Source organism: Paenarthrobacter sp. TRD_SC_7, assembly GCF_056156245.1.
Genome location: NZ_CM149587.1, coordinates 4,438,520 through 4,464,399, shown reverse-complemented (window position 1 = coordinate 4,464,399; position 25,880 = coordinate 4,438,520). Strand labels below are relative to the sequence as shown.

Below are 25,880 nucleotides of genomic sequence, written 5' to 3'. Positions count from 1 at the left end.
TGGCCTGTTGGTGCTCATTACCGTGTCGATCTTCCTGCAGTCCACCCCCGTACTGGATTGGATGGTGCCCTAGTGGCTTCTCTTGACCTGTCAGGCTTCCGTGCTTCGGTGCAGGATCCCGCCGCTGTAAGTACCCGGGCAATCGATCTTCATTCCAACGCCCATGATGCCTCGCATTTCCTGTTGATTCCGCAGGCCGTAGTCACGGCGAAGACCGCTGCCGACGTCGGTGGTTTGCTGCGTGCCAGCGCGGCCCAGGGGGTGCCGCTAACGTTCCGCTCCGGCGGTACCAGCCTGAGCGGGCAGGCAGTAACCGACGGCGTGCTGGTGGATGTTCGCCGGAACTTCAGGGATATCGAAGTGCTCGACGACGGTGCAAGGGTACGCGTCCAGCCTGGAGTCACCGTTCGGGCACTGAACGCGAGGCTCGCACGATACGGCCGGAAGTTTGGCCCCGATCCGGCCAGCGAAGCCGCGTGCACTATCGGCGGGGTAGTGGCCAACAATTCCTCCGGCATGAACTGCGGCACGGTGGACAACACGTACCGTACCCTGGAGTCCCTGACCGTGGTGCTGCCTTCGGGTACCGTCATCGACACCGGAGCACGTGATGCCGACCAAGAGCTCCGTACCGTTGAGCCGGAACTCTATGAGGGGCTGGCCAGGCTCGCCGATCGGGTCCGGAACAACCCGGACTCCGCGCAGAGGATCCGCCAGCAGTTTTCCATGAAGAACACCATGGGCTACGGACTGAACTCCCTGCTGGACTTCCGGAAGCCGGTGGACATCATGGCCCATCTGATCATCGGCAGCGAGGGCACTCTGGGATTCGTGGCAGAGGCGGTCTTCCGCACCATCCCCAGGCTCCAGTACGCTGCGGCGGGGCTCCTGGTCTTCCCGGACCTTGAGGCAGCCAACGCAGGGCTGCCCCCGCTGGTGGAAACGGGGGCAGCAACGATTGAACTGATGGATGCGCTGTCACTCAAGGTGGGCCAGACGCTTAAGGGAACACCCGCCGTCGTACACGACATAGCGGTCCGTGACCATGCCGCCCTCCTGGTGGAGTACTCCGCAGGCAGCGCAGGGCAACTGGAAGAGCTTCAGGCGGGCGGCTCGGAAATCCTGCAGGGCCTGGGCTTATCCGCTCCAGCGCAATTCACCGCCGATCCAAGGGAGCGCGGTCAGTTGTGGCAGCTACGAAAGGGACTTTATGCCTCCGTGGCGGGGGCGCGTCCCCAGGGCACCACAGCGCTGTTGGAAGACATCGTGGTGCCGGTGCCCGTGCTGGGCCGCACCTGCCGGGGCCTCATAGGGCTGTTTGAAAAGTATGGCTATGGCAACAGCGTGATCTTCGGCCATGCCAAGGATGGCAACGTCCACTTCATGCTGACCGACAGCTTTGCCTCGACGGCGGAGCTGGATCGCTACAGTGCCTTCACCGAGGACATGGTTGACCTTGTCCTTGCCGAAGGAGGATCGCTGAAGGCCGAACACGGCACGGGGCGGGTCATGGCCCCCTTCGTTCGCCGGCAATACGGCGACGAACTCTACGACGTCATGCGCACCATCAAGCGCCTCTTCGACCCCGCGGGCATGCTGAACCCGGGCGTGGTGATGGATGAGGACCCGACCGCCCACCTCCGGCACATCAAGACGGCTCCGCCAGTAGCGGAGGAAGTAGACCGCTGCGTTTCCTGCGGCTATTGCGAGCCGGTGTGTCCCAGCAAGGACATCACCCTCACGCCGCGCCAGAGGATCGTCACACTGCGGGCCATTGAATCCGCCCGATTGGCCGGGGATATGGCGTTGGTGAAGGAGCTGGAGCGCGACTACGAGTACGAGTCGGTGGACACCTGCGCCGTGGATGGCATGTGCCAAACCGCCTGTCCCGTGGACATCAACACCGGGTCGCTGGTGAAGCGCTTGAGAAAGAACGACGCCGGCAAACTCGCCAACGGTGCGTGGAACGCCGCAGCCAAGCACTGGGAAGGGGTGACCCGAGGCGCCGCGCTTGCCCTCACCGTAGTGGACAAGCTCCCGGCCGCCGTCATCACGCCGCCCAACAAGGCAGCACGGGCTGTCTTAGGTGCAGATACCATTCCCCTCTACTCCGCGGAGCTTCCCGGCGGAGGCTCGGTCCGGAAACGCCCGATCCCGGCAGGACACGTTGACGCCGTGTACTTCCCTGCCTGCGTCGGAACCATGTTTGGACCGGCAGGGTCCGGGCCGGAAGGCTCGCCTGAATCTCCTGGTCGCGGCGTGCAGCACAGCTTTGAGCAGCTGTCCGCCCGGGCGGGCCTCACGCTGTTGGTGCCGCAAGGCATCGACGGCCTGTGCTGCGGAACGCCGTGGTCCTCCAAGGGGATGGCCGACGGCCGGGAAACCATGAAGGCGAAAACCGTGGCGGCACTCCGGGAGGCAACACGTGACGGCGAGCTGCCCATAGTCTGCGACGCTTCGTCCTGCACGGAGGGCCTGCGCCATGCGGTGGAATCGGACGTCCCGGAGGAGGGCCAGGCTCCGCTGCGCATCGTGGACGCCGTGGACTTCGCCGCCGAGCGGATCCTGCCCCGACTACACGAGCACCAAAAGCTCGAGTCGTTGGCGTTGCATCCCACTTGCTCGTCCACACGGATGGGCCTCAATGATGCTCTCGGTGCCGTCGCCGGAGCCGTGGCAGAGCGCGTGGAAGTTCCCGAAAATTGGGGTTGTTGTGCGTTCGCCGGCGACAGGGGGATGCTGCATCCGGAGCTGACGGCTTCGGCAACCGCGCGTCAGGCGGCGGACGTGGCGGACATGAACGCGGCGGCCCACGCCTCCTGCAACCGAACCTGCGAACTTGGCATGACGCGTGCAACCGGTTCCCGGTACCGTCATGTGCTGGAGCTGCTGGAAGAGGTCACCCGCCAACCATCCTGAAGCACGGATCAGGATGGTTGGCTCCGGTGTTCTACTCGACGAGCTTCCCCGCGACGGAATCGTCCGCGTTGGCCTGGGCCAGGGCACGGAAGGAATCCGGAGCCTGAGGCAGGCTTTCGAACCTGACGCCCTCATCTGTTGACCACACAAAGTTTCCCTGCAGCGAGGGATCTGCCGTCGGAAAGTCAGCGCGGTTGTGGGCGCCACGGGTTTCGCGGCGTTCAAGGGCGCACTCGAGGGTGGCTCGTGCTGCCAGCAAGGACCCGAGCAGGTCGTAGGCGTGAGCCAAGTCATCGAACCCTGCGATGTCCGGGTGGGCGGTAACGAGCTGGGCGCGTTCCTCTAACGCGGTCAGCTTCTCGAGTCCTTGTTCCAGTCCCTGTTCGGTGCGCACCACCCCGGCGTGCTCGGTCATGAGGTTGCGTAGTTCACGCTGCAGCCGCCTGGCGGACTCAGTCCCGCGTTCACTGAGCAGTGACTGCATTTCGCCGCGGGCTATTCCGACGGCGGCGGGATCCCGGACGAGATGGGTGCGCGAATGGACGTAGTCGGCCACATGCTCGCCGGTAATACGTCCGTAAACGAGCAGCTCAATCAGTGAATTGCCACCGAGGCGGTTGGCGCCGTGCAACCCGGACGATGCCTCGCCGATTGCGTAGAGGCCGTTCACTCCCGTTCCGTGGTCCTCCGGTGCAACCCAGACCCCACCCATCGAGTAGTGAGCGGTGGGCGCAATTTCGATTTTGGTGGTGGTGATGTCCAGCATCTGCAGGTCGATCAGGGTGCGGTAAACCCGTGGCAGCTTTTCCATGATGGTTTCCCGTGGCAAGTGGGAGACGTCCAGGTAGACGCCGCCCTTCCCGGTCCCGCGACCTTCGGCGACCTCGGTGAATGCGGCCAGCGCAACCCGGTCCCGGGTGGAAAGTTCCATGCGCTCGGGGTCGTAGCGTTCCATGAAGCGCTCACCGAGAGCGTTCGTGAGGATGCCTCCTTCTCCGCGCGCCGCCTCGGAGACCAACGTACCGGCCGCGTCGTCGGGCTCCACCAGGCCGGAAGGGTGGAACTGGACCAGCTCGGCGTCGCGGATCCGGGCTCCGGCCAGGGCGGCCAGCCGGAAGGAGTCCCCGGTGTTCTCATCGCGCCGGGACGATGTGTGCCGCCAGATGCGGGTATGTCCGCCCGCGGCCAAGATGACCGCATCGGCGTGGATCTGCACGGGAGTACCGTCCACTATGTCGAATCCATATGCGCCGAAGACGGTGCCGTCGGCGACGAGCAACCGTGTGATGTAGACGGTGTCGATGATTGGCACGTTCAACTCTGCGGCCCGTCGCATCAGCGTGCGTTGGATCTCCAAGCCGGTGTAGTCGCCTGCGTATGCGGTGCGGCGATACTTGTGCGCGCCGAAGAACCGCTGTGAGATGCGGCCATCCTCCTCCCGGGCGAACGGCATGCCCCACTGTTCAAGGTCCTCGATGCCGCGGGCCGCGTTGCGGGCAACTGTCTCGACAATGGCTGGGTCGGCCAGGAAGTAGGACTCCCTCAGTGTGTCAGCAGCGTGCTGCTGCCAGCTGTCCTGTGGGTCCATGGTGCCCAAGGCTGCGTTGATGCCTCCGGCTGCGAGGCTGGTGTGCGCGTCGTGCTTGCGCCGCTTTCCCACCGCCAGCACCTGCACCCCTCGCTGGGCGAGTTCAATCGAGGCGCGCAGGCCGGCGCCGCCGGTGCCGATGACCAGCACGGAGGTAGACATAAGGCGTTCTGGAATGGTGTTGAGGTTCATGCTGTCAACGCTAGAAGGAGCAGCATCATGTATCCAATGAATTGTTCGAGTCAACTTGATGCATTTATGCTATGACTATGAAGCTAGAGCAGTTACGCTCCTTCGAGGCGATCGCCCGAGTGGGCCATTTCACACGCGCGGCCGAGCAACTGTTTCTCGCGCAACCTTCTCTCAGCAGGCAGATCGCAGCTCTTGAGGCCGATCTTGGAATGGCTCTTTTCCACCGCGGACCTTCCGGGGCCACTCTGACGAACGCGGGAGAGCTCCTCCTGCCCATCGCCCGACGCATGCTCGGCGACGCGCAGACCGCGCGGGAGCAGATGGATGAGCTCGCAGGGTTGCGCCGGGGCCGCATTCGCCTGGGCGCCCCACCTACCCTGTGCGTCTCACTGGTGGCCGATGTACTGGCCTCTTTCCGAAGTGCGCATCCCGGAGTTGAATTGCATATCACCGAAGGCGGTTCGCGTTTCCTTGTCGATTCCCTGAACGAAAGCGCGCTGGATCTGGCTTTGGTGGTCACCCGCGGAGTGGACACCGCCGTGAAGGGGACTGAGCTGATTCCGTTGCTGACCGAGGAGCTGGTGGTTGTCTCCGCGGCCGGATCGGCGTCGAAGGGAGAACTCACACTGGAAGAGTTGGCGCGCATTCCGCAGGTGGCTTTCAACCGCAGCTATGATCTGCGGATGGCCACCGAGGCTGCGTTCTCCGCCAGCGGCTTGGAACCGGTGATCGCCGTCGAAGGCGCCGAGATGGACGCCGTGCTGCGGTTTGTGGAACGGGGACTGGGTGTGGCGGTGGTGCCGGCAATGGTAGTCATCGGTCGGCCCGGACTGCGCAGTGCGCGCTTGGTCAATCCCTCGCTGACCAGAACCGTCAACCTGGCCCGACGCGACGACATTGGACCTTCAGCAGCCGCAGCAGCAATGCAGGAGTTCATTTTCGGCACAGTGGACCGACTCGCGGCGCCCGGCACCGATCTTGCGCGGCTGGTCACGCCAACGGCACGTCGCTGATGGAGATCAGATCAAGCCAAGTTCAGCCACGGCAGCTCGCTCGTCGAAAAGCTCAGCGGCTGTCGCATCCATCTTCTTCCGGCTGAAATCGTTCACCTCCAGCCCTTTCACAATCTCCCAGTTCCCGCCTGAGGTAGTCACTGGGTATGAATAGATGAGACCTTCGGGCACCCCATATGATCCGTCGGATGTAACGGCCATCGAAACCCAATCGCCCTCGGGTGTGCCGAGTAGCCAGTCGCGGGCTGCGTCGATGGTTGCCGACGCTGCCGATGCCGCGGAGGACGCACCCCGGGCATCGATGATCGCTGCACCTCGCCGAGCAACCGTGGGAATGAATTCGTTCTCGATCCAATCCTGGTCGTTCACGACCTCGGCCGCGTTCCGGCCGGCGACCTCTGCGTGAAAGATGTCCGGATACTGCGTTGCAGAATGATTGCCCCAGACAGTCATTTTGCGGATGTCCCCGACCTTGACTTGGAGTTTTTTAGCAAGCTGTCCAAGGGCGCGGTTGTGATCCAGCCGGGTCAGGGCGCTGAATCGCGCGGCGGGGATGTCCGGGGCGTTGCTCATCGCAATCAAGGCGTTTGTGTTGGCCGGGTTGCCCGTCACACCGATGCGGACGTCGTCGGCCGCGACCCGGTTCAGCGCCTTGCCTTGTGCTGTGAAAATAGCGCCATTGGCACTGAGCAGGTCGCCGCGCTCCATGCCCTTGGAACGCGGACGGGCACCGACGAGTAAGGCAAGATTGACGCCGTCGAAAATATGATCGGCGTCGTCGCCGATTTCGACCGAGTCGAGCGCGGGAAACGCGCAGTCGTCGAGCTCCATCACAACACCCTCAAGTGCCTTCAACGCGGGCGTGATCTCCAGGAGCCGGAGTTGCACTGGAGTATCGGCACCAAATAGGGCACCACTGGCGATCCGGAAGAGGAGGCTGTAGCCGATCTGGCCAGCCGCGCCAGTTACAGCGATCTTAATGGGCGTGCTCACGTGACGTTCTCCCTGCTGATCTGATGTACCCGATGGGCTTTGCAAGCTGTATGTCATCGTGCCACAGAGCTGCGGTTCCCAGTATCGGCAGTGGCTGTACTGGCTTTTGGTTGAATCGAAATTTCCGATGCGGTTACGCGCTTTTATTCGCTATGCAGATGCAGGAGGCCGCGCAAGAATGAATTGACCGTTCAGAAAAGGGCCACAGCGGCCAACATCCCAGCCGATGCTCCCAACGATGGGAGGGGCAGCGGGCACGATTCTTGATCCCGTGCCCGTGGATGCCCGCTGTGAACTTTCGCCAAATAGGAGATCACATGTCAAGCCAAGAGGTTGAGGTCCTCGTCGTAGGCGCAGGCCAGGCCGGGGTAGCGATGAGCGAGCACTTGAGCGAGCGGGGAATTCCCCACATCGTCCTGGAACGCCACCGCATTGCCGAGCGGTGGCGTTCAATGAGGTGGGATTCCCTGGTTGCAAACGGGCCTGCCTGGCACGATCGTTTCCCGGGCCTGGAATTCACCGACATCGATGCCGGCTCATTCCCGTCCAAGGAACAGGTTGCCGACTACTTCGTGGCGTACGCCGAGAAGATAGGTGCGCCTGTTCGCTGCGGCGTGGAGGTGACATCCGTGCGCAGGAACGTCGGTGCACCGGGCTTCCACGTGCACACGTCCGAGGGGGAGTTCAACGCACGGTACGTCGTCGCAGCCACCGGGCCGTTCCAGCGGCCGGCAATCCCCGCCGTCGTCCAGGAAACTGCCGGACTCATGCAGATGCACTCAAGCTCGTACCGCAACCCCGGCCAGTTGCCCCAGGGTGCCGTGCTGGTGGTCGGGGCCGGTTCCTCCGGCGTGCAGATTGCCGCAGAAATCCAGCGCTCGGGCCGGCAGGTGTACCTTTCAGTGGGCCCGCACGACCGGCCCCCGCGAAACTACCGCGGCCGGGACTTCTGCTGGTGGCTGGGTGTGCTCGGCAAGTGGGACGCTTCCACCCCGGCGTTGGGCGCCGAACATGTAACCATCGCGGTCAGCGGGGCAGACGGCGGGCACACCGTGGACTTCCGCGCGCTCGCCGAGAACGGGATCAAACTCGTGGGACGGACCGAGGAGTTCCAGGACGGCACCATGCGTTTCGCGAACGATCTCCGTACAAACATCGCGAACGGCGATGCACACTACTTGGAGTTGCTTGACGAAGCTGACGCGTACGTTGAACGCAATGGCCTGAACCTGCCGGAGGAGCCGGAAGCCCGCTTCCTCAGACCTGACCCTGAGAGCCTCACCAACCCCATCCGCGAGCTGGACCTCGCCGCGGCCGGAGTCACCTCCATTGTGTGGGCCACAGGCTTCGCAGTGGACTACAGCTGGCTGCAAGTGGACGCCTTCGATGCCAAGGGAAAGCCGATGCAGCAACGCGGCGTATCCACCGAGCCCGGCGTGTACTTCCTGGGCCTGCCCTGGCAGTCACGGCGAGGCTCCAGCTTCATCTGGGGTGTCTGGCACGACGCAAAGTACGTTGCCGACCAGATCACCATCCAGCGGAGCTACCTGACCCACAATGAGCAGGATGCGCTGGTGGCGAGCGGAGCCGTCTGACGTCAGAGCCAGGAAAGGGGACCACGCCAGCAGGCGTGGTCCCCTTTCTTGTGGCTGGATTCAGCCGAGCCCCGCCAGCGACTTGGCGGACAGAGCCGCCTCCATTTTCTGCGGGTCGAGCAGCCCGCGTTCAAGCACCAGTTCCGCGATCCCGCGATGGGATGCGAGCGCTTCCTTGGCCAGTTCGGCCGCGGCGGCGTACCCGATCAAGGGCGCCAAACCGGTGACCACGCTGATGGATTCGAGCATCCGTTGCTGCAGCATCTGCGTATTGGCGGTAATGCCGTCCACGCAGTGGGTCCGGAGTTGTCGGCAGGCCACAGTGAGCCAGGCAATCGACTCGAGCAGCGCATCGGCAATGACCGGCTCGAAAGCATTGAGCTGGAGCTGCCCCGCCTCCACGGCCATGGTCACGGTGGCATCCGCGCCGATCACTCGGAAGGCAACCTGGTTGACCATCTCCGGGATGACCGGGTTGACCTTCCCGGGCATGATGGAGGACCCGGCCTGCACTGCCGGCAGGAAGATTTCTCCAAATCCCGTCTGCGGGCCGGAGGAGAGCAATCGGAGATCATTGCAGATCTTGGAAAGTTTGACCGCCGCCCTCTTCAAGACGCCGGACACCAGCATGAAGACGCCCGTGTCGCTGGTGGCCTCCACGAGGTTGGTCGCGGAGGTGAGCTGCAGCCCGGTGATGGAACTGAGTTCACTGATCACCGCTTCCCGGTACCCCGGGGAAGCGGTGATACCTGTGCCGATGGCTGTGGCTCCAAGGTTGGATTCCCGCAGGTGTGGAAGGAGTTCGAGGAGCCGTTGGCCGTCTTCACGAAGGGTGTCGGCGAAGGCCCCGAACTCTTGTCCCATGGACATGGGCACGGCGTCCTGCAGCTGGGTACGGCCAACTTTGATAATTCCGGCGAACTCCGTGGCCTTGGCATCAAACGCTTGGATGAGTCTGCCGTGTTCCTCGCAGAACTCCGATATTTCCCGCTGCAGGGCGATCTTGATGGCAGTTGGATAGACGTCATTGGTGGACTGGCTGCGGTTCACGTCATCAATGGGATGCAGTGCAGCGTAGTCGCCCTTGCGGTGACCCATCATTTCCAGTGCACGGTTGGCGATGACCTCGTTGGCGTTCATGTTGGTGCTGGTTCCTGCACCGCCTTGAATGGTGTCCACCACGAACTGGGTATCCAGGAGACCATCCATGACTTCCAAGGAGGCCTTTTGGATGGCTGCCGATTTGTCCGGATGCAGAAGGCCCAGGCTTTCGTTTGCACGTGCCGCTGAGTATTTCACGGCACCCAGGCTCCAGATGAGGGATCGTAATGTGCCGATTGTTCGTCCGCTGACGGGGAAGTTGTCCACGGCCCGGTGCGTGCTGATACCCCAGTAGGAAGCCTCGGGAACGGCTGCGTCCCCGAGGCTGTCCTGCTCTAGCCGTACTCCCGGGCAGGGAGAAGTTACGTGTTCTGTCATTGTCCTGTTCCTGGAAATGCTCACGACGCCGGACTACCTGGCTACGTTGCCAGATAATCCAGTGCCGTGAGTGCCAAGGCGGCTGCGCCGTCGTGAATGGCAAGGTTGGCGGCGTCGCCGACGCAGTGCGCGGCGAACTCGGGTTGGTGGTTGGCTGCCGGGAAACAGCCGAGTCCTATGTAGGGGTGGATGGCCGGAACGACTTGGGACACATTGCCCATATCTGTTGACGCCCGGTTCATGGTGGCTTGCTCCGGGGGCGCGTTGAAGTCGCGGCCGAGAGCCTGCGCATGCTGCACGTACAGCCCAAGCGCCCGCAGGTCCGTGCGGAACTCCGAGTATGGTTCCGATTCCGGAGTCACCGACAACTCGCAGCCCGATGCCAAGGCCCCCGCTTCGAAGCACCGTTGAATGCGCTCCTCCAGCTCGCCCAACAGCGCAAGTGACTCTGCGCGGACGTACCAGCGGCCCTCGGTCTTTTCCGGGATGGCGTTGGGTGCTTCGCCCCCGCGGGTCTGGATCCCGTGGACCCGCGTTCCGGGAGGCAACTGTTGGCGGAGTAGGCCCAACGCCACCTGGGCAACAATGAAGGCGTCGTTGGCGTTGACGCCCTGATCCGGATAAGCAGCGGCATGGGCTGATTTACCCCGATATTCCACGTGGTTGTGGGCCACCGCGTAGGGGCGGGCCTCTGCGGAATCAACAGGGCTGGGGTGTGCCATCATGGCCAGGTCCAAACCTTGGAAAGCTCCTTTCTTGAGGAGCTCGATCTTTCCGCCGCCGCCTTCTTCGGCCGGGGTTCCGTAGAGTTCCACGGTCAGGTCATGTTCGGCTGCGAACTGGGACAAGGCCACTGCGGCACCGCACGAAATGGCCGTGATGATGTTGTGGCCGCACGCATGGCCAAGGCCCGGAAGGGCATCGTACTCGGCCATAAGCCCAATCCGGCGGGTGCCCCTTCCGAAAAAGGCGCGGATCGCGGTGGGAAAGCCCAGATACTCTCTTTCCACCTCGAAACCGTGCATGGACAGGTACTCCGCGGTCCAACCGGCGGCACGATGTTCCTGCCATCCAAGTTCGGGGTTGGCGTGAAGGGTTTCGGAGAGCTGGATCAGCTGCGGCTGCTGCGCGGTTACGGAGTCCAACACCCGCTGGCGTTGAACTGCCTGAGAGGTGGTTGTTGCCGTTTCACCGTTCATCGCCGGCTACCCCATAACTGACGGAAGCGGCGGGGTCCAGGCCGCGGACTACGTAGTCCTGCCGCTGTGGAAGCCAAACGTCCAGGAGCTTCTCGAGTTCCGCGATGGGGTGATGGTGCCAGTCCACGCGCAGGTCAGTGTCCCTCCATCCGTGGCCGGATACCACCGAGATGCCGGCCGAACGCACGGGGCCTGCCTCGCCGCCGGCCGCCTCGGCCGCTCGAAGGGCAGTCATAAGCCGCATTTCCAGTTCTCCGGAGGCGGTTTCAAACGCGTCGCAGAGGGCTTGGGCAACACCCGGATGAGCCAGCATGTTGCCGGCAGCCACACTGTTGGCACCCCGGCTTTCGCCAAACACACCAAGGGTATGTGCGCCACTGAACACGGCGGATCCGCCGCTTGCGTCCAGGACCACCAGTTGCCGATAGTCCACCGCAGGTGATTCCTGCACGACGGCGTCAATCGCCTCTTGCGCGGAGTAGCCGGCCTGCAGGCGGTTCAGTAACGCTGTTCCCAGCCGAGGATCGGTAATGTTCTGGGAGCTGACGGCGCCGACCCCGTCGCGCAAGTGCGCGCAGCGGGCAGCCACGGCAGGAGATGAAGAAGACACGGCGATGCCAAACCTGCCGCTGCCATCAGTGGCCGCGATGCTGAATGTCATGAGCGTCCCTCCGAGGTATCCGCGGAGATCACGGCGGTGGCGTCAATTTCCACGAGCCATTCCGGACGGGCCAAAGCCTGGACCACAATGCCCGTGGAGACGGGGAACACGCCTTTGAGCCAGCGGCCCATGGTGCGGTAGACGGTTTCGCGGTACCGGGGATCGATGAGGTACACGGTGACCTTGACGATGTCTTCAAGGCTGCTGCCCGCCTCCTTGAGCAACATGTCAATGTTGGCCATGGCTTTCTCCGTCTGGGCTTCGACGTCGCCAATGCCCACGGACTCGCGCGTCTCAAGGTCTTGTCCGATCTGGCCTCGAAGGTAAACCACGCCATTGGCCACAACGGCCTGGCACAGATCGTTGTCCAGGTTCTGTTCCGGATAGGTCTCTTTGGTATTGAACGTGCGGATACGCTGGTGCTTCATGTCGCAGCTTGCCTTTCAGTCCTGTAAGCCGGGTGCTCGTATCCTTCAGCTTCCTTTGGTGCTTTACATCTGTCCAACAGTTCTTTTAGAACGATTGCATCGACTTTTCCGATGAATGCAGTAGCCTCTTCTCATGGATGTCACCCTCACTCAGTTGCGCTACTTCGTGGAAGCGGCAGCCCAGCTATCCATGACCGGCGCGGCCGTTCGCCTCAACGTTGCGCAGTCGGCAGTTTCAGCGGCCATCGCTCAGTTGGAGCGGCACGTCGGAACACAGTTCTTTATCAGGCAGCGCTCCAAAGGCCTGGTGCTCACACCGGCCGGCGAGTTGTTCGTCAGGGATGCCCAAGCCATCCTCGCGCAGGTTGAGGAAAGCATTGACCACGCACGTGGTGAGCACCAGAGCGTCGCCGGGCGAATCCGCATTGCCTGCTTCAGTACCTTGGCGCCATTCCTGCTCCCCGGGGTACTGACCAAGTTGAGGGAAGACCATCCCGCCCTTGAAACGGAGGTCATCGAAACCGACACGTCAGGGTGCATCAGCGCCTTGCTCAGCGGGCAGGCCGATTTGGCGCTGTGCTACGACCTCGACCTCCCCGAGGCCATAGCCAGCTCGGTAGTGGACACCGTCAGGCCGTACGTGGCACTTCCGCCGGACCACAGGCTGGCCGGATCAAAAACTGTTCAGCTTTCTGCCCTCAGCGGTGAACCCTTTGTGCTGCTGGACTTGCCGCACACCCGTGATCTCATGCTCTCCATCGCCAGGCTGGGTGGGCAGGAGCCGGACATCAGGTTCCGTTCTGCCAGCTACGAAACGGTGCGCACTTTCGTAGCCCGGGGCCTGGGTTATTCGATCCTCCACCAGCGGCCGCAGCACCAGTTGACGTACGACGGCGGCCAGTTGGCCGCCGTCGAAATCCGCGACGATGTGCCGGAATTGAAGACAGTTCTGGCGCACCTGAAGTCCCATCGCCCCACGGCGAGGGTGCGGGCGGTAGCCCAGGCGGTCAGGCACCAAATAGTTGCCGCCCGCTCGGCCCGAAGCTAGGCCGGCTGTTTCCGGACAGCCAAACGCGCAAGCGCACGCTCCACCAGGTGCCTCTGTCGGGAACCAGTGACGGCATCGGGATCCAGCATTGAGGTGACGTGCAGGCCCATCATGACGTTCAGCAGCTCATCAGCAACCGCGTCAGGGTCCACCAAAGGTTCGCATTCGCCGTCGTGCTCTGCTTGGGCAAGGAAACCCATCACCAGGCCACGCCAGTGCAGCAGGGCCTCCCGGCCGACGGAGCGCAGCGCGTCTTCCGTCTGTGCGCGCTGCCAGAAGGAAACCGCTACGCGGGCTTCCACCACGGTGAGGGGGTCAGCCGGGATGATTTCCAGGCACAACCTTCGAAGGGCTGAAAGCCCGCGGCGGCCAGTGGTGCCAGCCGCGATGCGTTCGTTGGTGCGTTCGCAGATCAACTCGTAGGAGGCCAGCAGCAGGGCGTCCTTATTGGGGAAGTAGTGGGCCAGCACGCCCGGTGCCGCGTAGCCGCACTCCCGCGCGATGTCCCGCATGCTGGCGTTCTCGATGCCCTGCTCCGCGATCAGACGCCACGTTGTCTCGATGATGGAACGTCGGCGTTCCTCGTGATCAACCAAGCGGGGCATGCTGCTCCTTCAATCGGGCGGGTGGCCATGGCGGGACCGTGAGCACCCTACCACTGCGGGAACGCCGGGGCGCGCTCCCGCAGTGGTAGGGGAGGGTGAACCCGTCAGTGTCCGCAGCCGCCGGCGTCCTGCTCGGCTGGAGGGCAGTGCCCGGCGGCAGAGGATGGCACGTTGAGTGTGGGGTTCTGATCGAAGAAGCCGTGCGGCTTCAGCGTGAAGCCGGTGGTGTCAACGGGCATGATGGGCCAGTCCTCAGGCCGGGGGAAGTGGGTCAATCCAAATGAGTGCCACACCACGAGGTCCTGGCCGTCGATGTCGCGGTCCTTGGCCACGTAGCTGGGAAGCCCTGCACCTCCGGGGTGCTGGTTGACGAAGTCGCCTGCCGCATAGAGCTCATCTTCGGCGTGCTGAGTGACCCACAGGTGGTGTTTGGCGAAAGCGGCCCGCGAGGCGATCGAGGAATCATCCGCCATGGCCAAGGTGGGGTTGCCCTCCGGATAGAGGGTGTAGCCCACGGGGTGGCCGAGGTGGTTCAACGAGTCCGGGTTGCTGATGTGCCACACCCTTCCCTTGGTGCCGTCGGCATCGCGGACTGCCTCCGATTCACGGGCCAACACTGTGCGCTTCTGGGTGAAGGCATTGCCGTGCGGGTTTCCGGGTCCCTTGGGAAGGCGCACCAGGTCCAGTTCCTCAACACGGTTCGTATCGCCGTCGATCATCATGTCCAACCGGGCGCTGAAGAGGTGCTGGTGGTAGGGGGCGCCAAGGCCCGGAGCGATCTCCGAGGCGTAGGCGTAGCCCTTGTCCGGGAGCGCTGCCGTGAACACAATACCCGTGGCTTTGGCTTCGAATTCGATGGTGCCGTCCAGATAGAGGTACCAGTAGAAGCCGTAGTCGTAGTTGCCGATGGTGGTGAAGAAGGAGACCACCAACCTGCGGTTGCGGCGAACTTCGTTGGAGCCGGCCCACTCGTCCGTGTGCTTCCAAAGGATTCCCGCGTCTTCCTCGTGGATGCAGATGCCGTTCTCGATCACCCGGGGGTTGCCGAAATCATCAGCCACCACTGGGGACATGTAAGTGATGTCACCCAGGCAGTCGCAACCAAGCTTGAGCGAGTTGGCGTCCCGGCCCACCAAGTACTCGCCGGAATCGAAGTAGTTCTGCCAGCTCCGGTAAGGCGACGGATCGCCATAAGGGACCACCATTTCGGAGATGGACGCGCGGTGGACCACTGGGCGACGCCGTCCCTGGTGCGAGTGGTGCAGTTGGTGGAGCACCAAGCCTTCGCGGGCGTCGAAGCCGATGCGAAGGTCCCAGCCTGCCCACGACAGGTGATTGCCCTCCAGGGTAAAGCTGGGACCTTCGGGCTGGGTGATCTCTATCGGCTTCAGGTCGGTGCGGAGCTCGCCGTGAATTGTGGGGTCGGTGTAGTTGCCGTTGACCTCCGGTACCGGAACCGGGCCGTCGTCGATGAGGTGGTTCACCCTGCGGTTTTCCACATCAACAAAAGCCACCAACCCGTCAATCGGGTGGGCCCACGGGTGGTCTGCGGGATGATCCTGGCGGAATCCGAGGCCACGAAGCAGGCGTTTGCCTTCCTCGTTCCCATATTCGAAGACGCCTGCGGATAGGGGAGCAACGCGGACTTGGGCCGGGGTCAGTCCACGGCTGGCCAGCGCTGCGTTCCACTGTGGATCTACGGCCAGGATGTCCTCGATGATCCCGAATTCCTCGAGGAGGACCGGCAGCTGGCCGTCGATTTGTGGGTTCAGTTCCCGCTTATCCAGGACGAGGCCGGTGGCCAGGGAGAGCCTGACATCGAGTGAACGCGACTGCTCGGCGTCCCAAAGCATGGCCCGGACCAGGCGAGGGGCATCTGCGGCATCACCCTGAAAGGCGGTCTTGGGCGGTTCGACCAGGCCCAGGTAGGCGAAGCGGGTGGTCTCCGCGACGAGGCCGGCCTCTGCCAGAATCCGGCGGGCCTGGTGGATTTCCCGTGCCGAGAGTTGCTCAAGCGGATGCTGCCCCAGCGGAGCCTGCGTCGTTGCGGCCAAGGGGGTGGTCTGAAGGGTCATGGCACTTCCTGAAGTCGATTTTTGATGGTACAACTGTTCAACCAACGCTTTGATGTTACCCACCTCACAGGCCGGCGTAAAGTCCTCGACCCAAACGTCGCCGGCAGCCAGGAGAATCATGAACCAGCAATCCCGCCTACCCTGGCGGCGTGGCACAACCATGCACGTTCCCGCAGGCGTCGTGGGCGTTGCGGCTGCGGGCAGCGCAGTAGCCCACGTGACGGCAGCGGCAAGCGGTCCGGCAGGCGTAATGGCTTGGTGGATGGCGGCGATGGGCGCTGCCTGCTTGACCTGCGCCGCTCCCATGGTGGGCTTTCCCACCCGTAGGTTGCGGCTCTGCGCCATACAGGGGGCGCCACGTGCCGCCGGCCACCTACTGGCCATGAGCACGGCCATGATCCTCATCCACCTGGTCCTTCTGTTGGGACCTGGCGGCGGCCACCACGGCTACGTCCACGGCGCATCAACCCCGGACCACCGGCCTGCCATGCTCACCCTCATTGGCGTTGAACTGCTTTGCCTTATGGCCGCTTCGGCGGCCTTGCGAATAGCCCGGGCCTCAACAGCGCACCGGAATTGAAACCCCCTGACCCAGGAGTCATCATGAACACCACCTCAACCACTCTGTCCTTCGACTGGCACGGCCGTGCCGACACCCTCGCGATCGACGGCAGGGCTTTCGTCGATGGTCGCCGGGCGGCGTCAAGCACGGAACTTACCCGCTCCACGATCAGCCCGATTGACGGCCGCGTCCTCGCTGAGCTGGCTGCGTGCGGAACCGAAGACGTTGACCGTGCGGTAGCAGCCGCCAGGCGAACCTTTCCCGCCTGGGCCCGATGTGGGGCCGGGAAGCGAAAGGGGCTGTTGCTGGCGTTGGCTGCCTTGATGGAGCGGCATTCTGATGAATTGGCGCTCTTGGAGACGCTGGACAGTGGAAAGCCAATCCTGCAGACCACCACTGTGGACGTGCCCGGCGCTATCTCCACATTGCGCTGGTACGCGGAGGCGGCGGACAAGCAGAACGGCGAACTACCGTCCGTTCCGCCCGGGGCAACCGCATTGGTTACGCGCGAGCCCCTTGGTGTGGTGGCGGCCATCGTGCCGTGGAATTTTCCACTGGAAATCGCTGTGTGGAAGTTGGCTCCTGCGCTCGCCTCCGGGAACACCGTGGTGCTCAAGCCAGCCGAACAGACCTCGTTGAGCGTGCTGCGCCTCGCCGAATTGGCCTCGGAGGCGGGTCTTCCGGATGGCGTGTTGAACATCATTACCGGCACGGGCCGGGAGGTAGGCGCGGCCTTGGCGCATCACATGGACGTTGATGCGCTGGCCTTCACGGGCTCCACTGCCGTCTCCCGCACCCTGCTGGAAGCCTCGGGGCGCAGCAACCTCAAGCGGCTGAGCCTCGAAGCGGGCGGCAAGAGCTCCAACATCATCTTTGCCGATACGGCAGACCTGCCGGAAGCCGCAGCCAAAGCTGCCTTCGGCGCCTTCTACAACCAAGGCCAGGTCTGCTCTGCGAACTCACGCATCCTGGTGCAACGGGATATCCATGACGAGTTCGCGGCCCTGCTTGCAGATGCGGCTGCCGGCTACCGACCAGCGGATCCGTTGGCCGGCTTGGAGGGTAACGGCGCCCTTATCAGCAGCGCCCACGCGAACGACGTCGAGGGCTGGATTCGGCGCGGCCGCGCCGAGGGTGAGGTACTTTTCGGCGGTGAGCGGCGTGAAATCCAAGGCTCTGATGCCTACTTGGAGCCCACGTTGTTGGGCGGCCTGGGTTCGGATCACGACGTCCATCGCGAGGAGATTTTTGGGCCGGTGGCTGTGCTCCACGCCTTCGACTCGGAGGAGGAAGCGGTGCGTTTGGCCAATGACACGGACTACGGGTTGGCCGCGTCTGTGTGGACGTCCAACCTGTCCCGCGGCCACCGGGTGGCAGGGGAGCTCCTTGCCGGAACAGTCTCCGTCAACACCGTGGACGCGTTGGGAAACACCACCCCGTTCGGGGGCTTCAAGCAGTCCGGATTCGGCCGGGACCTGTCCCTGCATGCCTTCGACAACTACACCGCGCCCAAGACGACGTGGATCCAGTTCGGCTGAACTGTTTCATCTGAAAATCTGTTGATACGCATCACGATTCAATGGTTTACGTGATGCAGTTCACAGGCCTACGCTGGGCCAGACAGCAGACCAGGTTAGGCGCCGAAGGGCTTTGGGGAAGGCCTGCCAGAATCTGCCAGCATCCTTCCACTGTGTTAAGGACACCCTCAAATGAAATCGATGCTCCGCTCCCGTCTTTTCGAAATCGAACAAGAGTCCATCGCCCCCATACCCGCCGAGGCCAGGCACGGTAGGTCCCGGGAACTCTTTACCATCTGGTTCGGAATGAACATGACGCCCCTAACGGTGGTCACCGGCGCCACGGCCACAACGCTGTTGGGCCTTCCCATGGTCAGCTCCATCATCGCGATCTTTCTCGGCCACGCAATCGGCGGAATCGCCATGGCGCTGCACGCGGCCCAAGGACCGCAGCTGGGCGTCCCCCAGATGCTGCAGGCCCGCGGCCAATTCGGATCGCGCGGAGCCAGTTTGATCGTGGCGGTGGCGATCCTGATGTTCGTGGGGTACTTCTCTTCGAACCTGATCGTTTCCTCGGACTCGATCGCAGCGCTCCTGCCGGAGGCCAATGGAACTGCCATGATCATCGGCTGCGCTGTCCTCAGCTTCATCATCGCAGCGTTCGGGTACAACCTGGTCCGGAAGGTAACAGCCTTGGGTGCTTACGTGGTTGGCGCACTGGTGCTGGTTTCCTTCGCGGGCCTCCTTGCCAGCGGCAACTTTTGGGCCCAAATGAACCATGGTGAATTCACCTGGACGGGTTTCCTCGCCATGTTGGCAATCGGCATCGTATGGCAGCTGACATACGCTCCCTACGTGTCGGACTACTCCCGGTACATGCCTGCCAGGTCAGGTACCAAGGGAGCTTTCTGGGGAACCTACTTGGGCTGCGTTACGTCGAGCGCAGTGCTGATGGTCCTCGGTGCCGGAGTTGGGATCGCCGTAGAGGGCGTGGATTCGATGACAGGGCTCCACGGCTTGCTCGGCCCGGTACTCGGTGCCGCGGTCTTGGTGGGATTTGCTTTAGTGGCCGCCGCAGGAAACTCGGTGAACGCCTACTGCAGCGCACTATGTGCCCTGACGCTTGTGGAGACCTTCGTCAGCGGATGGCGCCCTGGAATCAGAGCCCGCCTGGTGACGTCCCTGGTGCTGCACGTGCTCGGTGTCGCCCTGGCCCTAACCGCCGCAACCAGCTTCGCGTCCTCCTACTTCAGCTTCCTTAGCGTGCTCCTTTACGTGCTCATCCCGTGGTCTGCCGTCAACTTGGTGGACTACTACGTCATCCGACACGGCTCCTACGCAGTAGACGAGTTCTACGCTGCCGACGGTGGCCGCTACGGGCGCTGGAATGCCGGCTCCCTGGCGGTTTTCGCCATCGGCGTTCTTGCCCAGATCCCCTTCATGGCCACCTCCTTCTACACGGGTGTGGTGGCGGAGGCTATGGGCGGAATCGATATCGCATGGCTCGTTGGCCTTGGCGTCAGTTCGTTGGTCTACATCTTAATCGCCCGCACCGCCCCGGCGCTGATACGCCTCGATTCAGAGACTGAGTTCAGCTCCATCGAAGCCCAAATCCATGGAAAGTAATGACATGACCCACGCAGACTGGATTTTCAGCGGCGGCCCCGTACATACTCTGGATCCCCTCCAACCCCACACCGAGGCAGTTGCGGTGGCAAACGGGAGAATCGTGGCTCTCGGCGCCGATGCCGCAGGCTGGCGAGGTCCAGCCACTGAGCTGGTTGACCTCACTGGAAAGGCGCTCCTTCCCGGCTTTCAGGATGCCCATGTCCACCCACTGGCGGGCGGGCTCCAAATGCTCGGCTGTGATCTCTCCGGCGTCCATTCCCTGGCAGAGTACAAGGCGCTCATTGCGGACCATGCCCGGGCCAACCCGGCTGCTGAATGGATCCAGGGTGCGGGCTGGTACGGCGACGTTTTCGACGGCGGCTTCCCGCATCGTGCGCTGCTGGACGAGCTGGTTCCGGACCGGCCTGTTTTCCTGATCAGCCACGATGGCCACGGGGCCTGGGTGAATTCACGGGCACTTGAACGTGCCGGAATCACTGACACGACTCCTGATCCGGACGGAGGAGTCATTGCCCGGGATGGCGCCGGAGCCGCCACTGGCATGCTCATTGAACACGCGGCTGACCTCGTCTCCGCACTGATACCGGACCCGGACCAAAAGCATATCCGTCGTGCCCTTCTTGCAGCCCAGGCCTACCTGCACTCGCTGGGCGTGACCGCATGGCAAGACGCCGCCGTCGGACAAGCCCTGGGAATGCCTGATTCCTTCGAGCATTACGTGGCCTTGGAGTCCGAAGGGCTCTTGACTGCCACCGTGACCGGGGCGCTCTGGTGGCAGCGGGACCGTGGTCTCGAACAGCTTGAACTGTTCAAGGAGCGCCGGGCCACATCGCGGGGACGCTTCCGGGCTACAGCCGTAAAGATCATGGTGGACGGCGTTTGCGAAAACCTCACCGCTGCCTTGACCCGGCCATACAACGGCCATCCCCATGAAACGGGCATGATCCTCATCGCACCGGACGAGCTTGCGCGAATCACGCGGGCTGTGGACGCGGAGGGCTTCGACCTGCACTTGCATGCTGTTGGTGACCAGGCCGTGCGGGACTGCGTGAACGCTCTGGACTTGCCGCGCCGCGAAGGGTGGGACCCGCGCCACCAGATCGCACACTTGGACTTGGTGGATCCGGCCGACGTCGCCCGCTTCGCCGCAACAGGGGCAATCGCCAATATACAACCGCTGTGGGCCAGACAGGATCCGGTCCTTGTTGAAACAAAGCTGCCGTATCTCGACGAAGCCCACCAGCAGGTGCACTTTGCCTTCGAGACCTTGCGCCGCGCCGGCGTCGAACTCGCCATCGGCAGCGACTGGCCGGTCTCCAGCCCCGATCCCCTATGGGGCATTCATACCGCAGTGAACCGGACGGCTCCGTCGGCGGACCCACATGCGCGCGACACCCGCTCGCAAACGGATCCGCTGTTACCCGCCGAAGCGATTACCCTCGCCGCGGCGCTCGCCGCCTACACCACGGGAGCTGCGCGCGCTAACCGGCTCGACGCCGAGCATGGTGCCATCCGCGTGGGCATGACCGCCGACTTGGTTGTGCTCGACGCAGATCCGCTCGCCGTCGAAACCAGTGCGCTTGGGGCAATTAGCGTCGACTTCACTTTCGCTGGAGGCCAGCCCGTTTACAGCCGCGCCCATAACGGGGCGCTTCCCACCCTTCTTGCTCAGTAGCAAACTTAAGCAGTAGCAAAGGATCGATCATGGATCAGCCAGTAGCCTCAACGCGGCTCGCGCAAGAGCAAAGCAAGCATCTGCAAAAATCCCTGGGCCGCTTCGACATTTTGTTGTTGGTGGTTGCCGCCGTCATCTCAGTGGAGGTCTTGGGCCAGGTCTCCGGCTTCGGAGGGGAAACCTTCACCTGGACGCTCATCCTGGCCGTGACGTTCATGGTCCCTTATGGACTGATCTTCGCCGAGACGGGCGGCGCCTTCACTGAAGAGGGCGGCGTCTACGTGTGGACGAAGATGGCTTTTGGTCGGGTGGTTGCAGCCATCACGTCCCTCTTCACGTGGGTGACGCAGCCCGTTTGGGTCGGTGGCGCCATGGCCTTCGTCGCAGTGGAAACCTGGTCCGAGTACGTGGGCCACGTGGACGCCGGCAGTCCGACCGACTACATCTTCAAGCTGCTGTTCATCTGGATCACGGTGTCCTCAGCGATCATCAGCTTGAAGCACGGCAAATGGTTGCCCTCATTGGGCGCCATCCTCAAGGTCGCGTTCCTGACCTTCTTCATCATTGTCACCATGATTTACGGGCTGCAGCACGGTTTCAACGGCTTGGACCTGGGCTTCTTCTCACCAACGCTTGCCGGATTCCTTGGCGTCACGCCACTTCTGCTGTTCTCATTCCTTGGTTTTGAGTCCGGGAACAGCGCCGCCGGGGAGATGAAGAACCCGGCCAAGGATGTTCCCATCTCGGTGGCCCGGTCCTCCATGATTGCCGCCGCGAGCTACCTGCTCCCGATCCTTGCCATCCTGCTGGTGGTGCCGCTGGACCAGATCACCGGCATTGGTGGTCTGTTCGGGGCAATAGCCACGGTCTACACAGTCTTTGGTCCGGCTGCTGAAATCATGCTGTCTATTTCCGCGGTAGTTTTCTGCTTCATCCTGGTGTCGCAAGGCGCAGCCTGGATGATCATCAGCGACCGCATGCAGGCCATGGCTGCGGCAGACGGTTCCTTCTTCGGCGGTTTCTTTGGTCGCTTCCATCCCAAGCTGGGCACCCCCATTCGCGTCAATACGCTCTCCGGTGTGGTGGCCACACTGTTCATGCTCGCAGCCATGCAGCTCAGCGGGACCAGCAGCGCATTGTTTGGAGTGGTCCTCTCCATCGCGATCTCGACGTTCCTGCTCAGCTACCTGTTGGCAATCCCGGCCGCGGTGAAGCTCCGGAGCAAGTATCCCCATGCTGACCGGCCCTTCAAGGTTCCTGTCTCCGACACAGGTTTCCGCATCCTCGGCTACATCTGCTTCACGTGGATCCTGATCGGGTCCTGGGTAGCAATCTTCCCGGGGACTCTGGACGTGCTCTTCGGCTTGCCGTACGACTTTGAGGCAACGTGGGGCGTCTCGCAGTTCACCTTCGAAGCCTTCGCCCTCGGCACGCTTGGATGCATCCTGGCGCTGGGACTCGTGGGTTACGCCCGGGGCAAGAAGGTGCGTGACGCGGTAGCACCCGTGACCGAGACCCAAGAGTTGGTCAACGACTAGGGACGCACAACGCACGACGGCGGCAGGTCACCCGGGTTCCTTGCGGAACCGACGGCGAGCTGCCGCCGTCGTTATGTCAGCGGGCCTCGAGGTCCTCGAGCGTTTTGCCCTTGGTGTCCGAGGACAAGAGGGTTGCCACGGCGGAGACAAGGCAGATGCCGAGTGTGGTCAGGCCGATGACCACGGGGATGTTCGCTGATCCCGGGGGAGCGATCGCGGTGAACAAGCTCGGGAAGAAGGAGGCGATCATAAGTCCGATGTTTTGCGAGACCGCGAAGCCGGTCACCCTCATCCGCATGGGGAACTGCTCCTGGAAGAACGTGGCAAAGGTGGCGTTCCACATCTGGAAGAGGATTCCCTGCACGATCACGACGCACACGAAGACCAGGGGCAGGCTGCGCTGTTCGATCGCCCAGAGGTACCCCATGGTCAGCAATCCGCCGGCAATGCCGCCGGCCACCATCAGTGATCGCCGGCCGATCTTGTCGGACAAGGCGCCGAACAGTGGGATGGTCAACACGGCCGCCACATTGGCAGCCATGGTCACCCACAGGAAATCGCTGCTGGAGAAGCCGATGCCGTAGCCCTTCTGGGTGGCGAAGGATACGCCGAAGATGAGGGTGGCCATGCCGATGACGTTGGTGAACGTCATGACGATGCACCGGAGCAAGACCCAGGGGTGGGTGCGCAGGAGGTCCACCAGCGGGAAGCGGCGTTTCGCGCCGGGGTCTTCGGACTGGGCCAGGTAGGCGGGAGGCTCTTCCACACGGCGGCGGATAACGTACCCCGCCACGATCACCACGGCGCTGAGCAGGAACGGCAATCGCCAGCCCCACGAGTGGAACTGTTCTTCAGGGAGAAGGGCGGCGAGTGGAATCAGAACGGCCGTAGCCAGGATGGAACCCACTTGCGTGCCCTGCAGGCTGAAGCTCGCGAAGAAGCCGCGCTTCGCGTCGGGGGAGTGCTCCACGATCATCGCACTGGCGCCACCAAGCTCGCCTGCGACGGCGAATCCCTGGATCAGTCGGAGAATCACCAGGAGGACAGGAGCGAGAAGGCCCACCTGACCATACGTGGGCAGGAGCCCGACGGCGAAAGTAGCGAAGCCCATGAGCAGCATCGCGAAAACGAGCACCTTCTTGCGCCCGTGCCGATCACCGTAGGCGCCCAGGATCACGGCGCCGAGCGGGCGGGATACGTAACCCACGGCGTAGGTGGCCAGCGAGGCGATGATGCCGACGGTGGGATTCTCCGTGGGGAAGAAGATGGTGGGAAACAGTAGCGTCGCCGCCAGTGAATACAGAGCGAAGTCGTAGTACTCCAGCGCGCTTCCGATCCAACCGCTCATCGCGGCCTTCTTGGGATCTTTCTGGCCCATGGTGTGGTCGGGGGAGGTTGTGAGATCCCTCCGGTGCGTGACTGTCACGTCGCTGTACTCCTCTGGCGTCGTTGGCAAGGAACAAGAACTCTTCCCACCCAGGACTGAACAAAGTGGTCATTCAGCGTGAGGAAGGTTACATCTTGAATCGATTCATAAAGCATAAGACGTGACGTGCGCTACGTCAACGCACGACGGCGGCAGGTCACCTTTGGTTCTCTTGGAACCGAGGCGACCTGCCGCCGTCGAGCGTGTTATTCGTCCTGAGTGGCTACTTGGCTACTTGGCTACTTGGCCAGGAAGCGCAGCAGGATTTCGTTGATTTCAGCGCCGTGCGTCCAGAGCATGCCGTGCGGCGCGCCTTCGATCTCAACGTATTCGGCGGACGGCAGGCGCTTGGTGAATTCGCGGCCCGTGGAGTCGATGGGCAGGATGCGGTCGTCGGTGCCGTGGACGATCAACGACGGGACGGTGATCTGGTCGATGTCGGAGCGGAAGTCCGTGAGCCAGGAATCCACTACCGCGAAGGATGCGAACCAGGACGAGCCTGCGGCGACATTCCACGAATTCCGCAGTGCTTCTTCACTGAGGCGGTTGCCCAGGAAGTTATCGGTGTTGAAGAAGTCGTTGTAGAAGGTGGTGAACCACGCGTAGCGGTCCTCGATGGCGGCGTTGCGGATGCCGTCGAAGACCGACGCTGGAACGCCGGTGGGATTGTTGTCCGTCTGGAGGAGGAAGGGTTGGAGGGAAGCCAGGAATGCGGCCTTGGCCACGCGGGCTTCGCCGTACGTGCCGATGTAGCGTCCCACCTCGCCGGTGCCCATCGAGAAGCCGACCAGTACGACGTCCCGCAGGTCCAGTGTTTCCAGGACTGTGTTGAGATCTGCCGCAAAGGTGTCGTAGTCATATCCGGTGGTCGGTTTGCTGGACTTGCCGAAGCCGCGGCGATCGTAGGTGATGACCCTGTATCCGGCATTCAGGAGGGCGGCTGCCTGCTTTTCCCAGGAACCGCCGTCCAGGGGGTAACCGTGGATCAGGACTACGGGCTGACCTGTTCCGTGGTCTTCGTAGTAGAGCTCAATGTCCGTGGTGTTTTCGGTGCCGACCTTGATGAAACCCATGATGTTGCCCCTTTTCTGCGAGTAGAGAACGCTCGTTCTCTTCCTGTGTTCTCCATCGTAGAGAACGTTCGTTCTCAATGCAAGTACAATGGGTGCATGGATATTTCCGAAGTTCGCGAACGCATCGTTGCCACTGCCGACGAGCTCTATAACGCGAGGGGAATCCAAGCCGTTGGCATGGACGAACTTAGGACGGCGGCAGGGATCTCGCTGAAGAAGCTATACGGGGAATTCCCCTCAAAGAGCAGCATCGTCATGGCCGTGCTTGAGCGCCGGCATCAGTCCTGGACCGAAGGGCTCGACGCCATGGTGCAACAAGCCGGGACACCGAAGGAACGCCTCCTCGCCATCTTCGACTACCTTGCCGGCTGGTTCTGCCAGGACTCATTCCGCGGGTGCGGTTTCATCAACAGCTTCGCCGAACTCGGTGCCATCAGCCCCGAAGTTGCCGAGTATGCGCGGAAGCACAAGGAATCATTCCAGGAATACGTCGCGCGCTTGGCGGACCGGGCCGGCGCGCCAGCCTACTTGGCACCGCAACTAGCCATCCTTGCCGAAGGTGCGCAGACCACTGCGGCCATCGCAGGAACATCCGATGCCGCCGGGCAGGCGCGTCAAGCAGCGGCAGTACTGATCGACTCAGCCCTCACGGCAGACTAGGCTTC

General features: G+C 62.8%; 20 protein-coding genes. 10 read left to right on the top strand and 10 right to left on the bottom strand.

Annotated elements, in window-relative coordinates; translation table 11 throughout:
* Positions 1–72 precede the first annotated feature (72 nt).
* Positions 73–2,919: an FAD-binding and (Fe-S)-binding domain-containing protein gene (locus AC0J5Z_RS21155; protein ID WP_475036368.1), complete on the top strand. Its 2,847-nt coding sequence runs from the start codon at positions 73–75 to the stop codon at positions 2,917–2,919.
* A 31-nt stretch (positions 2,920–2,950) separates the two neighbouring features.
* Here the strand turns inward: AC0J5Z_RS21155 and AC0J5Z_RS21150 are convergent, their stop codons facing one another.
* A complete protein-coding gene (locus AC0J5Z_RS21150; protein WP_475036367.1) occupies positions 2,951–4,699 on the bottom strand; it encodes an L-aspartate oxidase in 1,749 nt (582 codons plus the stop codon).
* 71 nt (positions 4,700–4,770) lie between these two features.
* Between AC0J5Z_RS21150 and AC0J5Z_RS21145 the strand changes: the two genes are divergently transcribed.
* The gene (locus AC0J5Z_RS21145) at positions 4,771–5,712 is read left to right on the top strand and encodes a LysR family transcriptional regulator (protein ID WP_475036366.1); all 942 of its coding nucleotides are present in this window, start codon (positions 4,771–4,773) and stop codon (positions 5,710–5,712) included.
* Between the two features lie 6 nt (positions 5,713–5,718).
* Here AC0J5Z_RS21145 and AC0J5Z_RS21140 read toward each other — a convergent pair whose 3' ends face one another.
* Positions 5,719–6,705, bottom strand: a complete 987-nt coding sequence (locus AC0J5Z_RS21140) for a malate dehydrogenase (protein ID WP_475036365.1) — start codon at positions 6,703–6,705, stop codon at positions 5,719–5,721.
* 317 nt (positions 6,706–7,022) lie between these two features.
* Here AC0J5Z_RS21140 and AC0J5Z_RS21135 point away from each other — a divergent pair, with 317 nt between their 5' ends.
* Positions 7,023–8,300 (top strand): flavin-containing monooxygenase, encoded by a 1,278-nt coding sequence (locus tag AC0J5Z_RS21135; protein ID WP_475036364.1) that lies wholly within the window; start codon positions 7,023–7,025, stop codon positions 8,298–8,300.
* A gap of 60 nt (positions 8,301–8,360) precedes the next feature.
* Here the strand turns inward: AC0J5Z_RS21135 and AC0J5Z_RS21130 are convergent, their stop codons facing one another.
* From AC0J5Z_RS21130 to AC0J5Z_RS21115, 4 genes are read right to left on the bottom strand one after another with little or no spacing between them, the layout of a single operon-like run.
* Positions 8,361–9,779 (bottom strand): aspartate ammonia-lyase, encoded by a 1,419-nt coding sequence (locus tag AC0J5Z_RS21130; RefSeq protein WP_475036363.1) that lies wholly within the window; start codon positions 9,777–9,779, stop codon positions 8,361–8,363.
* A 41-nt stretch (positions 9,780–9,820) separates the two neighbouring features.
* Positions 9,821–10,978 (bottom strand): M20 family metallopeptidase, encoded by a 1,158-nt coding sequence (locus AC0J5Z_RS21125; protein ID WP_475036362.1) that lies wholly within the window; start codon positions 10,976–10,978, stop codon positions 9,821–9,823.
* A complete protein-coding gene (locus AC0J5Z_RS21120; protein WP_475036361.1) occupies positions 10,968–11,639 on the bottom strand; it encodes a DUF1028 domain-containing protein in 672 nt (223 codons plus the stop codon). Before AC0J5Z_RS21120 ends, AC0J5Z_RS21125 begins: the two co-directional genes overlap by 11 nt.
* Positions 11,636–12,067: a RidA family protein gene (locus tag AC0J5Z_RS21115; RefSeq protein WP_475036360.1), complete on the bottom strand. Its 432-nt coding sequence runs from the start codon at positions 12,065–12,067 to the stop codon at positions 11,636–11,638. The genes AC0J5Z_RS21120 and AC0J5Z_RS21115 overlap by 4 nt, the downstream gene beginning before the upstream one ends.
* A gap of 133 nt (positions 12,068–12,200) precedes the next feature.
* On the opposite strand from AC0J5Z_RS21115, the gene AC0J5Z_RS21110 reads away from it, so the two are divergent.
* Positions 12,201–13,115: a LysR substrate-binding domain-containing protein gene (locus AC0J5Z_RS21110; protein WP_475036359.1), complete on the top strand. Its 915-nt coding sequence runs from the start codon at positions 12,201–12,203 to the stop codon at positions 13,113–13,115.
* Here AC0J5Z_RS21110 and AC0J5Z_RS21105 read toward each other — a convergent pair.
* The gene (locus tag AC0J5Z_RS21105; protein WP_475036355.1) at positions 13,112–13,720 is read right to left on the bottom strand and encodes a TetR/AcrR family transcriptional regulator; all 609 of its coding nucleotides are present in this window, start codon (positions 13,718–13,720) and stop codon (positions 13,112–13,114) included. The two genes, AC0J5Z_RS21110 and AC0J5Z_RS21105, sit on opposite strands and share 4 nt — an antisense overlap.
* Before the next feature lie 104 nt (positions 13,721–13,824).
* Positions 13,825–15,795, bottom strand: a complete 1,971-nt coding sequence (locus AC0J5Z_RS21100) for a primary-amine oxidase (protein ID WP_475036351.1) — start codon at positions 15,793–15,795, stop codon at positions 13,825–13,827.
* A 118-nt stretch (positions 15,796–15,913) separates the two neighbouring features.
* On the opposite strand from AC0J5Z_RS21100, the gene AC0J5Z_RS21095 reads away from it, so the two are divergent.
* The 5 genes from AC0J5Z_RS21095 to AC0J5Z_RS21075 all read left to right on the top strand — a co-directional run bounded on the left by AC0J5Z_RS21095 (position 15,914) and on the right by AC0J5Z_RS21075 (position 22,716).
* Entirely contained in the window at positions 15,914–16,375 is a 462-nt protein-coding gene (locus AC0J5Z_RS21095; protein ID WP_475036347.1) for a hypothetical protein, read from the top strand.
* A gap of 23 nt (positions 16,376–16,398) precedes the next feature.
* Positions 16,399–17,895 (top strand): aldehyde dehydrogenase, encoded by a 1,497-nt coding sequence (locus AC0J5Z_RS21090; RefSeq protein ID WP_475036343.1) that lies wholly within the window; start codon positions 16,399–16,401, stop codon positions 17,893–17,895.
* A gap of 171 nt (positions 17,896–18,066) precedes the next feature.
* On the top strand, positions 18,067–19,500 hold the full coding sequence (locus tag AC0J5Z_RS21085; RefSeq protein WP_475036339.1) for a purine-cytosine permease family protein: 1,434 nt from the start codon (positions 18,067–18,069) through the stop codon (positions 19,498–19,500).
* Positions 19,501–19,504: 4 nt separating this feature from the next.
* Positions 19,505–21,178 carry an amidohydrolase gene (locus AC0J5Z_RS21080; RefSeq protein WP_475036335.1) on the top strand — a complete coding sequence of 558 codons (1,674 nt, stop codon included), beginning with the start codon at positions 19,505–19,507 and terminating at the stop codon, positions 21,176–21,178.
* A gap of 29 nt (positions 21,179–21,207) precedes the next feature.
* Positions 21,208–22,716, top strand: a complete 1,509-nt coding sequence (locus AC0J5Z_RS21075) for an APC family permease (RefSeq protein WP_475036331.1) — start codon at positions 21,208–21,210, stop codon at positions 22,714–22,716.
* A gap of 76 nt (positions 22,717–22,792) precedes the next feature.
* Here AC0J5Z_RS21075 and AC0J5Z_RS21070 read toward each other — a convergent pair whose 3' ends face one another.
* Both AC0J5Z_RS21070 and AC0J5Z_RS21065 read right to left on the bottom strand, forming a co-directional pair.
* Positions 22,793–24,142 carry an MFS transporter gene (locus tag AC0J5Z_RS21070; protein ID WP_475036327.1) on the bottom strand — a complete coding sequence of 450 codons (1,350 nt, stop codon included), beginning with the start codon at positions 24,140–24,142 and terminating at the stop codon, positions 22,793–22,795.
* A 239-nt stretch (positions 24,143–24,381) separates the two neighbouring features.
* Positions 24,382–25,215: an alpha/beta fold hydrolase gene (locus tag AC0J5Z_RS21065; protein ID WP_475036323.1), complete on the bottom strand. Its 834-nt coding sequence runs from the start codon at positions 25,213–25,215 to the stop codon at positions 24,382–24,384.
* Between the two features lie 96 nt (positions 25,216–25,311).
* Between AC0J5Z_RS21065 and AC0J5Z_RS21060 the strand changes: the two genes are divergently transcribed.
* Positions 25,312–25,875 (top strand): TetR/AcrR family transcriptional regulator, encoded by a 564-nt coding sequence (locus AC0J5Z_RS21060; protein ID WP_475036320.1) that lies wholly within the window; start codon positions 25,312–25,314, stop codon positions 25,873–25,875.
* Positions 25,876–25,880: the final 5 nt, after the last annotated feature.